Source organism: Yersinia fenwicki (assembly GCF_043099325.1).
In the GTDB taxonomy this organism is placed as follows: Bacteria; Pseudomonadota; Gammaproteobacteria; order Enterobacterales; family Enterobacteriaceae; genus Yersinia.
Map to the genome: position 1 here is coordinate 2774306 of NZ_CP170755.1, position 14340 is coordinate 2788645.

Here is a 14340-nt window from a genome sequence, read left to right on the forward strand (position 1 = left end):
GTTTGTCCTTGATGGCATAATAAGCATTATTCCCCGATGAGAGTCACTTCAAACACAAGGTCAGGCATCATTTGTTCGAGGCCGTCGGTCAGCATCTTCCCTGCTTCATGGAGCTGTTCCAGCGGCATCTGAGGCAGACTTTCCAGGATAAACCACATATGCTGAGCTTCCACACTTAAGCGGGTTCTGATCCCCTGTCGCCAGTTCCAGCGGCGACACGTTACTCCGGCGTCATCACACCAGATAACTTCTCCGCGGGAAGGGTACTCCACCGCCGGCACACCTTCTTTCACGGTATCGAAAGGCTCTGTGCCTTCTGCCACTGTCAGGCGTGGCGCTCCCTGGTAGGCAGAGATATTTTCTCCACCAACAGGAACAGCATATCGCAGGCTGACGGCGTTATAGAGATCCACCACCGGATCAAGAGCCGCCATTGTGCCATCGCGAAGCACACGCTTACGCAGTGCATCAGCGGAGCTCGGAGTCCGTTTAGGTTTGGCACCAAATGCCTGAAACACTTCGGCCCACGCAGCAAGATGAGAATCAGCCCATTCTGGGGCGCCAGCCAGAACAGCATCACAGGCTTCTTTCAGGGCCGTTTCCCCGACCTGGGGATTCAGTACCGGCGCCGCCTGTACATAAATACTGAGGGCACGGAAGCCGGGAGCGATAGCATACACTTCAGGGGCAATTGACGGAGAGACAGTTAGCACGTGATAATCCTGTAATGACCAATTTATCTCATAATATCGACCAACGACCAAAAAAGTCAATTTAATGACCGATGCAGGGAAGGATATCAGCACCGTGACCAGAGCTTTATCGCACAGGATTGAGCACTGTCGTAACTAAAAAAGGGTTTGTTCGATGAGTTGTCCTAAGGGCTTATTTCAGCAAAGCATGCTGGTAGAGACTGAAGGGTATAATTCGAGCCGGTTATTCCTGATTATGAATGGATCACATACGGGGAGCGGTCATTACGAATGACATTACTAACATCGGGATATGTTAATCAACAGGGAGCAGGTCACTCCGCGTATTACTTGTAACTATTTTTAAACATACAGAACGATTTAACAAGTCAGTGGTAGGAATAAAGTTCTCGGTGAAATTGCAAGACCACTCAGTTAAAATAAATCGTGTATCGAGCGATTGTTTTTCATATTTGTGTACAATATATTTTTCAGCCTGCCTGGCACATTCTAACAAATTCATAAGGTCGGTCAGAGGCCTAGTATGAGCATTGTAATAATAATGTTCGTATAATAAGGCATGAGGTATATATTCAATGGAGTTAGACCAACGGCAAAAAGATAAAAAATCTCATTTTGTTCATTCTTGTGAAGTAAACGCTGTTCAAATAACGGTTCTTTCTTTCCTTCAATTGCAGTTACAGACTTCATGCTATACAGGCTTCGACCTTAGAATGATTGAATTTTATACGCGTACTTCTTCAAACGTACAATGAATAATTTCTATAGTGTAATAACCAAATATCATCACGCTATTTAGTTTTTTCTTATAGTTAAAAACCAATAAAGCCCATCAATTTCATAATACTGCCAATTTCACTAATTGGTTTTATTGTTCGGAAGGAGATGCTTTGTGCCAAAGAATGACTCTCAATTAAATTTTATAAATAGGACTCCAAACTGGTTAACTATTCAAGAGGCTGTTGATTTAATAAAAACAATAGCAGAGTTAAAAATCAATGATTTTGATATTTATCGCCAAGCATTATATGGGAACATCTATCTCTCCATATATTTCCAATCCCCTATTGTATTAAGAAAAGTTCACATATCGAAACATAAAGTAAATCTTAGACCAACAAGGAATTCACTAATTGATCGGCTATGCCTACTTGAAAGGCACTGTTTCATTAGCAGCCGAAACTTAACTATCAGTACCGAAGGTAAATACATTTACCCTCTACAAAGGATTATTGACACTCCTTTAATGGGATATGAATATGTCTTTGTGCAACGCCTACTGGCCTACTCGCTGCACATCCCTCCCCCTATAGATGGAGTGAATAATATGAATTATGGCATTTCTGTTATTATCAACGGAGAATTATTCCAGGTATTTGAACAAAAGACATGGCGTGAAAGAATACAACAGCAAAAAATAAAACTACCAGAGGATATAGCTCAGCATATTGAAAAGTATATTTCATACAAAAAAAGGCATCAACAAAGATGGTACTTCCCAATTCATAATTTACCACAAGATGCGTGTTTTGTAATTCAACATTCAGAACTTGAAAAGTTAATCAATATTTTCTTAAAAAACAAAACGGCCCCAGCGACTTCAACACGTATATCGACACCACTATCCCGTATGTTCTGGCTTGCTTGTAAAAATAATGAGACTATTAGTCCGTTAATCAAGCAACCGTATAAACTATTATCCATTTTTGAACAATGGGCCTCTGAGGAAGGCATTACTGAACGATTCAGTGGCGACACACTGAAGACTGCGCTTGAACGCGGCTCGCCCCCTGTCCATATCGGCACAAAAGTAAGATGATGTCCCTTTGCTATAAAAGTCCGTATTAAGGGTTCTAGTTCCCGTAATACGGGCTCATCAACTTTATCCCCACCACTACTTTGTGTTGTCGTGTTATCTCCCGGCTAGCGCTATATCTGCCACAGGAGAATACCGTGAGATCTCATCAGTTATTACGTCTGAAACAGGTTGAAGAAAAAACTGGCCTGAAGCGTTCTCAAATCTATCTGTATATGAAGGATGGTACCTTTCCCCGTTCAATCAAGATTGGCCCGGCCAGTGTGGCCTGGCTCGAATCGGAAATTGACGAATGGATCAACCTCAAATTAGCCAATCGCGTAATGCGCTGAAGGGAGAAAAAGAATCATGATCCCGTCACTTAATTATGCTGTCTTAACAGATGCACTGCACGCGCTGAAGGATGGCAACATCCACCACTGTAAAACTCTGGGATTTACTTTCGACGAGATGAATGCCCTCAACCAGCTGTCTCTCGACGAGTTGTTTATTATCAGTCGGGAATCAGCGCAGTTTATGACTGTCACTGTACAACATGATGCCTTACGCCTGCTCCTGGCTAGATCCAGTAAGGAGGTTCAATGCCAGCAGCAAACTAATCGAGCCATACGGTTGGGTGGGTCAATTGCGCTACTAAATCGCTATTTTGGTCTCACATCCAATGAAGTCTGCCTGCGTCGTCGATTGCTGAATGTCGCCATCCCCCTTGGCCGGACGCCAATACCGGATGAAGAGACAGATGCTGGGATCTGGCGACAATGGCAAAAATATCGGGTAGATAATCTTGATTCGTCCGATGCGTTAAAGGCGATGATGCAGGTTACTGAAGATTTGTCTGCTCAACCTGATAACCCCTCACTGACTGTCGTCTGGAATCGTATCACCCTTTGCGAACGTGAAGCAGTTGACAGGGGGGCGTGGCATGTCGGATGAGATCGATCGCGATCAGGAGTTTAATGAACAGCGGCTTGAGGAGATGATTGAACAGAACCGTTTCAAATCGGCGGCAACGCCCTCATTATTTCATTGTCAATTCTGCGGTAAGCCTATTCCTGATAAACGGCGGCAGACCCTGCCGGGGGTGACGACATGCACGGTATGCCAGTCCATCCTTGAACGTCGCAGGCGCTAATCATCATACCGGTTACGCGCGGGGAATTTCTCTTCTCCGCGCATTTTTATATTCCTCTATCAGTCATAAATCCGTAAATTTTTTTATTACCCCAGCAACGGAAAGAATAATCCCGCCAGGAAAATCCATCTTTTATTTTATTAACTCTCTTTCTTCTTTTTTTAATTTGTTATATCGAAGGTTTTTTTAATGTTGCACTCTGAATACGCCATTACTTAATGGCGGATTAATTTTTCCGGAATTGATATTGCTCTTTAAAAATAAGGCTCGGGCTGTCACGAAACCACAATTCAGGGTGCCGCTGAATGTTCTCGCTAGCCCGTTTAAACCGGAATGCAGAATTGGGATGTGACATTTATTTAACTCATCGTTGTTTTTATTAGAGGAAACCTCATGCGAAAACCCCTTTATCACGTATTTGTCATCCAGGAAAGTCAGCCCGACCCACAGGGTGAAAAAAACACCTGGTGGACTAAAGTCGGCGTGGCGTTCGCCCATCACGGTAAACCCGGCCTGAATGTGGTATTGACACCCGGTATTGCCGTTTCTGGAAAGCTGGTGCTCCTTGAGCATAGGGACGACAGCGATGCGACACAACATACTCAATCCGTTTAACCACCCTTTCCCCTTTTTCCGGCCCTGTCCCGTCTGATGGCGGTACGCGTTACCCGGTTACCATTCCGAGGCTCACATGCTTTCCACCCCCGCATTTCTGGCGGCAGCAATGCAGTGCGCAGCCAGCATTAACCCGACTACGGCACTTGATGTGGCACGGGTCGAATCCGGTTTGAATCCGTATGCCATCGCTGAAATTCTGCCCGGTGGCAAAGGTGTGATTTCACATTTCCCCGCCAGCAGGGATGAGACCGTCAGCCTCATCGGACGGCTGGCGGCACAGGGTCGACGCTATTCGGTCGGGCTGATGCAAATCACCAGCACCAATTTCCGTCACTACAGCGTGACTGCTCGCGATCTTCTTAACCCCTGTACTAACCTGTCCATCTTTGAGCGCATCCTCACCGACTGCTACCGCCGCGGCGGCTCTCTGAAACGTGCGCTCAGTTGTTACTATTCCGGAAATTTCACGACCGGCCAACAGCCGGAATCCGCGTTTAACCAGACCAGCTACATCCAGCGCATCGGCTACGCCGTGCCGTCAACGCGGGAAAACCGGCAGCAACCTGCCACCGAAAAGGCCATGCAGGAAATCCATTACCCCGCCAACTTACTGCGCGGTGACCTCCCCGATACCCCATCTTCCTCGCCACTCTCCCTGCACTACCCCAACGCCGTGATACGCGGTGCGTTACTCATCCCCGGTTCCCAGGAGGAACAATGATGAAACGAATACAGAATTACTGGCCCGTCCTCTCTCTTTCGTATTACTGACAGCCCCGGCTCTGTCGGCAGAAGGCGGATTTAATAAAGCCAATGACACGCTGAGCAATACCTCCACCGGCCTGCTCGGACTGGCCGCCGTTACCATTACGTTAGCCACAATGTGGGTGGGATACAAAGTGCTGTTTGACGGCAAGAGCCTGCAAGACATGCGCAACGTCATCATCGGCGCCATCCTTATCATCGGCGCGTCAGGCTTCGGTGCATACTGGGCATCATAAAGGAGGCCGCGATGGCTACGCTGAACAAAGCACTGACGCGGCCTGCCGCCATAGCCGGCATTCCCCTCGTGCCGTTCGTGATAGTCAGCGGGGCCATCGTCCTGCTGTCTGTCTACCTCAGCTATTACCTTGTGTTGCTGCTCATTCCGGCCTGGCTGGAGATGAAGGCAAAGGCCAGAACGGATATCCATTATTTTGGCCTACTCTGGCTGGCCTTTAAAACCCGGGGCCGGTTTGCCACCAATAAGCATTTCGGTGCCAATGCCATGCTGGCAAACCGCTATGACGCCGTCGATATTTCGGAGTTTATTAAGAAGATGAAATTAAACGAGCGCGTTACGCTGGATAAACATATTCCGTACTCCTCCCATGTTCACCCCCAGGTAATAAGAAACCGCCACGGCGACTTAGTTTCTACCTGGGAGTTGGGCGGTACGGTGTTTGAATGCGAGGATGAACATCACCTGACGTTAATGTCAACCCATCTTAATAACGTGATCCGTTCGTATGAGGGCTTGCCGGTCACCTTTTATCTTCACCGTATTCGGGAAAAATACCAGGACGCCTTCGCGGCAAATTCAGGCATTCCCTTTTCGGACGACCTCACCGCGCTTTATTATCAGCCGATAAAGGAAAAACCGCTCTGGCGGCACCGGCTGTTTTTCACCCTGTGCTATGCGCCGTTCTCACGCCTTGAGAAAAAGGCCATGAAGGCGCAGCCGTCCGGTAAACGCACTGCGGCGCTGGATGATGCCCTGAAAATAATGCTGGAATACCGGGATGCGCTGGCTTCTGCCTTGTCCCGCTATACGGCGACGCCGCTGGAGGTGTATGAAGAAAACAGACGAGTTTACTCCTCCCAGCTTTCCTTTTATCACCGCCTGCTCACCGGCCAGTGGCAAAAGGTGGCGGTCACGCGCTCGCCGTTTTACGACACACTCAGCACGCCGGATGTGTTTTTCACCACCGATACCGCCGAGTGCCAGACGGTCGGCGGCTCCCGCTTCTTCCGCAGTCTGGAAATCAAGGACTACTCACCTGACACCGCGACCGGCCTGCTGGATGCGCTGCTGTACGCGGAAAGTGAGTACGTGATGACGCAGTCGTTCACCTGCATGGCGCGAGATGAAGCACAAACCCATATCCGGCTCGCAGAAAAACGCCTGAATTCAGCGGCCGACGACGCCCTTTCCCAGCGCGAAGAGCTGATTGTGTTGCGCGACCTGCTCCAGTCCGGGCACGTGTCCTGCGGGAAATACCACTTTTCTCTGCTGGTATCCTCAGACAGCGCCGACCAGGTGGTGAAGGACGCCAACGCGCTGGCGCAGCCCTTCGCCGACCTCGGCATTATGACCACCCTGTCCACACTGTCGCTTCCTGCCGCGTACCTGTCGCAGTTGCCGGGTGTGTATACGCTGCGCCCCCGGCTGGTAGCCGTCAGCAGCCAGAACTTTGCCGATATGGCGAGCCTGCATAACTTTCACCCCCACAAGCGCAACGGCAATCCGTGGGGGGAGGCCATTGCCATCATGACCTCCCCCGGCGGCGGCGGGTATTACCTGAATTTGCACGACAGCCAGGCAGGACGGGACGACTTCAACGAAAAAACACCCGGGAACACGGCGATTATCGGGAAAACCGGCTCCGGGAAAACGATGCTGATGACCGTGATGCAGCAACTGATGCAGAAGTACCGCAATCCGGCGACGTTTTCCGAATCGGCCCCTCACAAGCAGCTAACCACCGTCTATTTCGACAAGGACCGGGCGGCGGAGATGGCGATACGCCAAATGGGCGGTCGCTACTTCCGACTCCGTACTGGCGTCCCTACCGGGTTTAATCCATTTGCGCTTGCGCCGACCAAACGGAACATCAGCTTTATCAAGCAGCTGGTGCGGATGCTGTGTCGTCGCAATAGCAAACCACTCGATCCTCGCGATGAGGAGCGTATCAGTACCGCCGTGGACACCATTATGCTGGACTACCCGCCGCAGTATCGCCGTTACGGCATCACGCGCCTGCTGGAAGTCCTGCCGGAGCCGCCGACGAAGGAGGCCCGTACAAACGGGCTGCGCATTCGACTGAAACAGTGGGCGCAGGGCGGTGAGTTCGGCTGGGTATTCGACAACGAAACGGACACCTTCGATATCAGCGACATCGATAACGTGGGCATCGACGGCACGGAGTTTCTGGATGATGACGATATTCGTGGTCCCATCACCTTCTATCTGCTGTACCGCGTTACCGGCCTGCTGGACGGTCGCCGGCTGGTGATGTTCATGGACGAGTTCTGGAAGTGGCTGGCCGACGTGGAATTTTCTCGGTTCTCGCTCAATATGTTGAAAGTCATCCGCAAGCTGAACGGCATCTTTGTCCCCGCCACCCAGTCGCCTGATGAAATCGTCAAACACCCCATCGCTCCGGCGATTATTGAACAGTGCGGCACACAGATTTTTCTCGCCAACCCGAAGGCCAGCCGTGCCGATTACGTGGAAAAGATGAAGGTGCCGGACAGCGTGTATGACATCGTCAGACACCTTGACCCGGGAGAGCGTTATATGGTGATCCTGAAAACGCCCCTGTGGGCCGGTGAAACCCGGCCTTTTGTGTCGATGGCGAAAATGGACCTATCGGGCCTCGGAAAAATCACCCGGATGCTGAGCGGGAGCGAAGACAACCTGAAATTGTTTGACGCCCTTTATCAGGAAGGGATGCAACCCGATGACTGGAAAGACGCCTTCCTTGAGCAAGCCCTGTAATAGCCATGACTGAGGTAATGAAAATGCAGACCCGCCATATCATGCTGGCATTATCGCTGTTTATTTCAACCCAGGCGTTCAGCGCCGGAATACCGGTATTCGACGCCGTGCAAAATGTCGAATCTATCAATCAGTGGGTACAAAAACTCCAGCAATGGGAAGATACCGTCACCCATTATAAAAACGAGCTTAACGCCTATAAACAGCAATTAGCCACCGCGACGGGCGTGCGGAATATTCAGGGGTTTCTCAGCGATGCCAGAAGCCTTAAAACTGATATTGATAATCTCCGCAAAAACGGTATTTCACTGGATAACCTGTTAACCAATCACAACGGCTCGTACTCTACAGAACTTCAACATCTTTACAGTAAATACAAATCCTTCAGCGTGTGCAGCGCGGAACAGGAGGGAATAAAATCGCAAACGCTAACAGACAGCTGCCAACAAATGATCCTGAATCAGGCAATGGCGATAGAAAATACCGCGGAGGTTGAAAACAAGATCACTGGCACACTAAGCGATATATCAGATTTGTCCGACCGTATTTCTAATGCGCAGGACTCGAAAGAGTCACAAGACCTGGCTAACGCTATCGCGGCAAAAAGCGTACAGTTAAATGCGCTGACCAACCAGTGGGAAATGTCTGTCAAACAAGCCGAACAGCGAACCACGTTGCTGGAACAGCAAAGACAGAAAGCCTTTGAGCAGCAGCAGTTAACTGCGCCTGTTGCTGACCTTAATAATATATAAGGAGGTCAAACGTGTTCAAGCCCATAGTAACCTTATGCGTAATATCAGGTGCGATATTGCTGTCAGGCTGTAAGGAACCGAAATCCGAAGCCTGGTACAAGCAGCATCCCGATGAAACCTATATGGTCTATACGCAATGCATCAAAGATGGCGAGGCAAGCGATAACTGCGAATTTGCTCAACGGGCAGCGATTATGTTCGCGCAAACAGGCAAGCCCGGCATCAAGGAAAAATTCGAAACGGTTTTTCGGCAGGAAGCTGAAAAAAGAAAAACGGTCACTCAGTAACACCTCCTCCGTCATAAACAGGGATCCTTCCCTGTTTTTCTATTCCCCACCTCTTACCATCTCAAGTGAGGCACCATGTCCGGTGGTATTTTTGTTGGTATGGACAAAAGCATCATGGAGGGTCTCAACGCTGTTTTAGAAGGTCAGTCCTACACCTACGGCGCCATGATCAGTGTGATTATCGTCAGTTCCTTCACATTGTTTATTGTGTATCGCGGCTATCAGACGCTGGGCGGAAAACTCCAGACGCCAGTGGAAGATGTTGTCTGGGATGTAGGACGCATGTTGCTGATCACCACCTTTGTTTTAAACCGCGACGGCTGGCTGGATGCGAGCATTGCTGCTATTGAAGGGCTCAAGGATGGGATTAGCGGCGATGATAATGTCTGGGCGCTGCTCGATACCGTCTGGGAAAAGGCACAGACGCTGGGACAAACGCTGTTTAATCTGGATACTTCCACTTACGTCAAACTGAACGGTGGCCTTGCCGAGGTACTGGTATGGGGTGGTGCAATCGTTCTGTTACTGGCCGCCACGTTTGTCAACCTCCTCGCCGAAATCACTATTTTGTTAATGGCCACCACCGCCCCGATATTTATTTTCTGCCTGTTGTATGGCTTTATTAAACCGATGTTTGATAACTGGTTGAAAACAATATTTACGGCAATATTAACAATCATGTTCTCTGCGCTGTCTGTCCGCATCGCCATCAATTATCTGAATAAAATCCTTGATGCGGCCACCCAAATGTCCAATATCAGCAATATGGTGACGCTGGCGGCGCAATGTCTGCTGGCCGGGATTGCAGCGGGTGTCGTGGTGTATTTTTCCGCGAAGATCGCCAATGCACTCAGCGGTGCCGCCGTGCAGGCCGTATTACAGGGCGCTGCCATGAGTGGTCTGAGCGGGCTGGCGAGCAAATCCGCCGACGCGGCCAGACCGGGCATGAAGGCCGGGGCCACCGGTGCCCGGATGACGGCCAAAGGGGGTGCGGTGGCCGCCGCCGCAGCGGGCAGACTTATCGCCACCGGAACCGGCAAAGCTGTAACAGCATGGCAAAAGCGTGCCGCCGCCATCGAAAGCATGAAACGCTTCAATCAGCAGCGTAACCGCTGAACCCTTCTGGTCGTTAATTTCACCTTACTGCCTCTCTGTTGCCTGCGCCATCGGGGCAGCATTCCTGCATCCATCACATAAGGGTCTGATATGAAATTCAGCATCTTCCTCCTGATACTGTGCGTGCTCGCGGGCTGCGCACAGCATAAAGGCAATCTCCCGCCGGTATCCGGCTCCCCGCAGTCGGTTAATTCCCCGGCCATTATCCAGGAGCTGACTCCCAATGCCTGACGTTGAGAAAATCATCAATGTATCCCGCTCATTTGAATACATCATGCTGGAAAAGGAGGAGCGTGCCAGGAAGACTGCATGGGCAATGGCGGCGGTCGGATTTACGCTGGCCGGACTGGCGATAGCCGCCGTGATTATTCTGATGCCGCTGAAAACCACCGAAATCGAATTGTGGTCAGTGGATAAACAGACCGGGCGCTATGAATACATGACCCGCATTAAAGAGCGTGATATTTCCACCGAGGAAGCGCTGGCGCATTCGCTGGCGGCGCATTACGTCACCTTGCGCGAAGGGTATAACTATTTTTCTCTTCAGCGCGATTACGATGAGGTGCAGTTATTCAACAGTGACAGCGTGAATAAAGAGTATCTGGACGGATTTAACGGTGACCAGGCGCCGGATGTCATTTTCAATAAGGCGGACTATGTAGTTTCTGTCGACATTATTTCCAACGTCCATGCTCCCGCAACGGCTCCCGATCGTCTTGCCACCCTGCGAATTAAGCGCACCCTTCGCCGCATTGCAGATAATTCGGTAAAAACAGATGTCTGGAATATCCGCCTGACCTGGCGCTACCTTCCCCGCAAACAGCTGACGGACAGTCAGCGAGAAGTGAACCCACTTGGGTTCATCGTCACCAGTTACCAGCGCGATAAAGAACTGAGGAGCGAATGATGCTGAAAATACTGCTTTCTTTCGGGCTTATCCTCGCGTCATGCGCTGTGTGGGGCGCAGCCACGCCACGCGGCAGCGGGTACGACAGCCGGATGCAGAACGTACCTTACAACAGCCAGAACGCCACCGTGGTGAATACCCGACCCGGCTACGTCACCACGCTGCTTTTTGACGACGATGAAGTGGTGATTGACGCGCAGGCAGGTTTCCCCAAGGGCTGGACGGTGACCAAAAGCGATAACCGGGTCGGCGTCAGTCCGAACCCAATAACGCAGCCGGTCACGGACGCCAGCGGCAACAACATCAGTCAGGTTTTCCTGCCGACCGCACAGGACTGGAAGACCAACCTCTTTGTGGTGACGTCAAAGCGTGATTACAGCCTGGAGCTGAACGTGCTGGACCACGATTCGCCCGCACAGGCGTTCGTTATCCGCTACCACTATCCGGCTGAGGCCCGCCAACAATCCGACGCGGCCAGCGCCACACGCCTGAACAGGCTGCAGGAAGAGCAGGAAAAGCAGCGGATAGCGGCGGCATTCAGGCAGACCACCGCGCCGCGCAACTGGCGTTACACCAAACGGGTGGCCGCCGGTTCGGCGTCCATTGCACCTGATTTCACTTACGACGATGGTCGCTTTACCTACCTTGGCTTTTCCCCCACCAAAACCCTGCCCTCCACCTTCCTGGTCGTTAACGGTCAGGAACATGCGGTGACACCCCGAATTGTCAGTCAGGGGAATTACACCGTGATGGTGGTCCGCGCACTGTCGCCAGACCTGGTGCTGCGCTACGGCCCTGCTGTGGTAGGGATTGAAAACGCGGCCTTCGGGAGAATGGCGGTCGCCAGCGGTGACACCGTCTCCCCCAACGTCACGCTGGAGGCAAAATGACAGAAACTCCTTCCCCGGAAGAACCGGAAAAGACCACAGCAGAGCGGGAAGCGGAGGCCCGCCAACGCGCCCGCGCGGAGATGGCCCAACGAGAGCCGGAGCCATCGCACCGGCCCGGCCAGCCTGAGGTGACTCGTTTTCGAAAGTCCTCTGGTCGCCGCACGCTGATTGTCACCCTGCTGAGCCTGGTCCTGCTGATTGCGCTGGCGCTCGGCGGCGATCGCCTTCTGCTGGCGTTGAAACGAGGTGATGGTAACGCGGCAGACTCCGCGCCGCCGCCGTCAAACGGCGCGGTACAGCATGAGCGCAAAAACCTCGGTATGGACAGCAACCCATTCGGCCTGTTCGGCCAGCACAAGCCGGAAGCGACAGCAGACCGGGCAAGTCAGGCCCCAGCCGCTGCGTCAGCATCACCGGAACCGCCCCTGTTGAATAAGGCGGCGGCGCTGGCTGCCGGGCTAAACGGCACGGCCAGTACGACCCAGGAGAACAACGTGCTGACGGTTCAAAACACACCAGGTAGCAGCTCTGTGTCAACCGGTAGTCCGCCGGCTGACACATATGCCGCGTGTACATCAGTGATGATCAAAGATAAGGATGGCCGGTTACGCTGCACGGACGCCGGAAATCCAACGACCGGATCGGCTGCGAATGCTGAAATCGCCAGCCCGGGCGTAGCGAAAGTGACCGGAGTCAGGCGGCTGGAGCTCGATCCCGATCTGTATATTCCCGTTGACCGCTATATTCCCTGTTCAATGATGCGGCGCTTCGTTTCCGACGTGGGTGGCCATATCTCCTGCCTGATCAGTGAGGATGTCTTCAGCGCCAGCAATCACGTGAAGCTTCTGCCGGCGGGCACCGTCGCCCGGGGCATTTACCGCACCGGGGCGCTGCAGCATGGCCGTAGCCGAATGTTTATACTGTGGACGGAACTGCGCACGCCTGAGCCCGGCAGCCTGCAAATCCCGCTGACCGATACAGACGCTACCGGCCCGTTGGGTGAAACGGGGATCGCAGGCTGGATTGATAGCCATTTCTGGGAACGGTTCGGTAATGCACTGATGCTGAGCACCGTGCAGGACGTGGCCGCAGCGGCGGCGGATGCGGCACCGGGAAAAGACCGCAATACCGACTATACCGAAAACACCCGCGCCGCCACGGACGAAATGGCGAAAACGACGCTGGACAACAGCATCAATATCCCGCCCACGATGTATCTGAATCAGGGTGACGTTATCGGCATCATGACCGGTACCGATATTGATTTCTCATCCGTCTGGCAGTTGCGGCTGAAAAAGAGGTGGTATGAACGCTGAAAACCTGTCGCTGGATTTTATGAAAAATCAGCTGTTCGGTGATTTCTTGCCGACGGAGGGGCTGACTGAAATTGCGATTAACCGACCCGGTGAACTTCACACCAAAATTAAGGGGAAATGGCAGAAGCATGACGTTCCTGTCACGCTGCGCCAGTGTTACGCCTTTGCCAAAGCGCTGGCGTCGTGGCAGGAGGATAACATTGATGATACGTCCCCTGTTCTGTCCGCCACGCTTGAATCCGGTGAGCGCATTCAGGCCATCATGCCCCCTGCCTGCGAGCGTAACACGGTGTCCATTACGCTGCGCAAACCGTCATTTGAGCAGCAAAAGCATCAGTCGTGGATTGATGCAGGGTTTTATAACCGTATCTCCGGTAAGGAGCAGCCGGAAAGTAAAGACGCTGAACTGGCCCGGTGCTACCACAGCGGGGATATTCCCCGCTTTATGGAAAAGGCGGTGGAGTATGGCAAGACGGTTTTTATCGTCGGTGAAACGGGCTCCGGTAAAACCACCTACATGAAAACGCTGCTGCACTATATTCCGCCGCATCTCAGGCTGACCACCATCGAAGATAACCCCGAAATCCTGTTTTACCACCACGCCAATTATGTTCATCTGTTTTACCCGGCGGATGCCGGAGAGGATGCCATTGTCACCCCCGGCAGACTGATCCGGGCGAATTACCGTATGAACCCCGACCGTATTCTGCTGGCGGAAATTCGCGGGGGTGAAGCCTGGGACGCGCTGAAAATCGTCGGTTCCGGCCATGAGGGGCTCATTACCTCTATGCACGCGGGCAGCCCGGAAGAATGTATTGAGGGCATTATTGACCGCTGCTATGAAAACCCGAACTGCCAGAACATTCCGTTCGAGGTGCTGTTACGCAAGGTACTTAAGAGCGTCGACGTGATCGTCAGCATTGATATTGCCGGTGATGTCCGCCGAATAGGCGATATTTATTTTAAGCCGCTTCATCTGAATAAGATGAAGGAGATATTTAAATAGCCCCCTCTCCTACAGAAAAATAACAAC

At 51.9% G+C, this 14340-nt stretch carries 17 protein-coding genes; 15 read left to right on the forward strand and 2 right to left on the reverse strand.

The window, feature by feature from the left end; translation table 11 throughout:
* Nucleotides 1-26: 26 nt before the first annotated feature.
* Both ACF3VQ_RS12765 and ACF3VQ_RS12770 read right to left on the reverse strand, forming a co-directional pair.
* A complete protein-coding gene (locus ACF3VQ_RS12765; RefSeq protein WP_392431314.1) occupies nt 27-713 on the reverse strand; it encodes a B3/4 domain-containing protein in 687 nt (228 codons plus the stop codon).
* 295 nt (nt 714-1008) lie between these two features.
* Nucleotides 1009-1215, reverse strand: a complete 207-nt coding sequence (locus ACF3VQ_RS12770) for an AfsA-related hotdog domain-containing protein (RefSeq protein WP_392431316.1) — start codon at nt 1213-1215, stop codon at nt 1009-1011.
* A gap of 390 nt (nt 1216-1605) precedes the next feature.
* Between ACF3VQ_RS12770 and ACF3VQ_RS12775 the strand changes: the two genes are divergently transcribed.
* From ACF3VQ_RS12775 to virB11, 15 genes are all read left to right on the forward strand, one after another.
* A complete protein-coding gene (locus ACF3VQ_RS12775) occupies nt 1606-2532 on the forward strand; it encodes a hypothetical protein (protein WP_392431318.1) in 927 nt (308 codons plus the stop codon).
* A 134-nt stretch (nt 2533-2666) separates the two neighbouring features.
* On the forward strand, nt 2667-2861 hold the full coding sequence (locus tag ACF3VQ_RS12780) for an AlpA family transcriptional regulator (protein ID WP_392431320.1): 195 nt from the start codon (nt 2667-2669) through the stop codon (nt 2859-2861).
* A gap of 16 nt (nt 2862-2877) precedes the next feature.
* Complete coding sequence (locus tag ACF3VQ_RS12785; protein ID WP_392431322.1) at nt 2878-3462, forward strand: DUF2857 domain-containing protein; 585 nt, start codon at nt 2878-2880, stop codon at nt 3460-3462.
* Nucleotides 3452-3661, forward strand: a complete 210-nt coding sequence (locus ACF3VQ_RS12790) for a TraR/DksA family transcriptional regulator (RefSeq protein WP_392431324.1) — start codon at nt 3452-3454, stop codon at nt 3659-3661. Before ACF3VQ_RS12785 ends, ACF3VQ_RS12790 begins: the two co-directional genes overlap by 11 nt.
* 393 nt (nt 3662-4054) lie before the next feature.
* Complete coding sequence (locus ACF3VQ_RS12795; RefSeq protein ID WP_392431326.1) at nt 4055-4276, forward strand: hypothetical protein; 222 nt, start codon at nt 4055-4057, stop codon at nt 4274-4276.
* A gap of 76 nt (nt 4277-4352) precedes the next feature.
* Complete coding sequence (locus tag ACF3VQ_RS12800; protein WP_392431328.1) at nt 4353-5000, forward strand: lytic transglycosylase domain-containing protein; 648 nt, start codon at nt 4353-4355, stop codon at nt 4998-5000.
* Nucleotides 5001-5019: 19 nt separating this feature from the next.
* Entirely contained in the window at nt 5020-5280 is a 261-nt protein-coding gene (locus ACF3VQ_RS12805; protein ID WP_392435567.1) for a TrbC/VirB2 family protein, read from the forward strand.
* 11 nt (nt 5281-5291) lie between these two features.
* Nucleotides 5292-8039: a VirB3 family type IV secretion system protein gene (locus ACF3VQ_RS12810; RefSeq protein WP_392431330.1), complete on the forward strand. Its 2748-nt coding sequence runs from the start codon at nt 5292-5294 to the stop codon at nt 8037-8039.
* Nucleotides 8040-8062: 23 nt separating this feature from the next.
* The gene (locus ACF3VQ_RS12815; RefSeq protein ID WP_392435569.1) at nt 8063-8791 is read left to right on the forward strand and encodes a type IV secretion system protein; all 729 of its coding nucleotides are present in this window, start codon (nt 8063-8065) and stop codon (nt 8789-8791) included.
* Nucleotides 8792-8802: 11 nt separating this feature from the next.
* The gene (locus ACF3VQ_RS12820; protein WP_392431332.1) at nt 8803-9078 is read left to right on the forward strand and encodes an EexN family lipoprotein; all 276 of its coding nucleotides are present in this window, start codon (nt 8803-8805) and stop codon (nt 9076-9078) included.
* Nucleotides 9079-9153: 75 nt separating this feature from the next.
* The gene (locus tag ACF3VQ_RS12825) at nt 9154-10194 is read left to right on the forward strand and encodes a type IV secretion system protein (protein WP_392431334.1); all 1041 of its coding nucleotides are present in this window, start codon (nt 9154-9156) and stop codon (nt 10192-10194) included.
* Nucleotides 10195-10417: 223 nt separating this feature from the next.
* Nucleotides 10418-11101, forward strand: a complete 684-nt coding sequence (locus ACF3VQ_RS12830; RefSeq protein WP_392431336.1) for a virB8 family protein — start codon at nt 10418-10420, stop codon at nt 11099-11101.
* A complete protein-coding gene (gene virB9, locus ACF3VQ_RS12835; RefSeq protein ID WP_392431337.1) occupies nt 11098-11991 on the forward strand; it encodes a P-type conjugative transfer protein VirB9 in 894 nt (297 codons plus the stop codon). Before ACF3VQ_RS12830 ends, virB9 begins: the two co-directional genes overlap by 4 nt.
* A complete protein-coding gene (virB10, locus tag ACF3VQ_RS12840; RefSeq protein WP_392431339.1) occupies nt 11988-13307 on the forward strand; it encodes a VirB10/TraB/TrbI family type IV secretion system protein in 1320 nt (439 codons plus the stop codon). Before virB9 ends, virB10 begins: the two co-directional genes overlap by 4 nt.
* On the forward strand, nt 13297-14313 hold the full coding sequence (gene virB11, locus ACF3VQ_RS12845; protein ID WP_392431341.1) for a P-type DNA transfer ATPase VirB11: 1017 nt from the start codon (nt 13297-13299) through the stop codon (nt 14311-14313). Before virB10 ends, virB11 begins: the two co-directional genes overlap by 11 nt.
* Nucleotides 14314-14340 lie beyond the last annotated feature (27 nt).

Excerpts from the sequence above, each read along its gene's own strand:
- virB11 (WP_392431341.1), top strand. The coding sequence starts at position 13,297 with ATGAACGCTGAAAACCTGTCGCTGGATTTTATGAAAAATCAGCTGTTC.
- ACF3VQ_RS12815 (WP_392435569.1), top strand. The coding sequence starts at position 8,063 with ATGCAGACCCGCCATATCATGCTGGCATTATCGCTGTTTATTTCAACC.
- ACF3VQ_RS12825 (WP_392431334.1), top strand. The coding sequence starts at position 9,154 with ATGTCCGGTGGTATTTTTGTTGGTATGGACAAAAGCATCATGGAGGGT.
- virB10 (WP_392431339.1), top strand. The coding sequence starts at position 11,988 with ATGACAGAAACTCCTTCCCCGGAAGAACCGGAAAAGACCACAGCAGAG.
- ACF3VQ_RS12785 (WP_392431322.1), top strand. The coding sequence starts at position 2,878 with ATGATCCCGTCACTTAATTATGCTGTCTTAACAGATGCACTGCACGCG.
- ACF3VQ_RS12830 (WP_392431336.1), top strand. The coding sequence starts at position 10,418 with ATGCCTGACGTTGAGAAAATCATCAATGTATCCCGCTCATTTGAATAC.
- ACF3VQ_RS12795 (WP_392431326.1), top strand. The coding sequence starts at position 4,055 with ATGCGAAAACCCCTTTATCACGTATTTGTCATCCAGGAAAGTCAGCCC.
- virB9 (WP_392431337.1), top strand. The coding sequence starts at position 11,098 with ATGATGCTGAAAATACTGCTTTCTTTCGGGCTTATCCTCGCGTCATGC.
- ACF3VQ_RS12770 (WP_392431316.1), bottom strand. The coding sequence starts at position 1,215 with ATGAATTTGTTAGAATGTGCCAGGCAGGCTGAAAAATATATTGTACAC.
- ACF3VQ_RS12800 (WP_392431328.1), top strand. The coding sequence starts at position 4,353 with ATGCTTTCCACCCCCGCATTTCTGGCGGCAGCAATGCAGTGCGCAGCC.
- ACF3VQ_RS12790 (WP_392431324.1), top strand. The coding sequence starts at position 3,452 with ATGTCGGATGAGATCGATCGCGATCAGGAGTTTAATGAACAGCGGCTT.
- ACF3VQ_RS12810 (WP_392431330.1), top strand. The coding sequence starts at position 5,292 with ATGGCTACGCTGAACAAAGCACTGACGCGGCCTGCCGCCATAGCCGGC.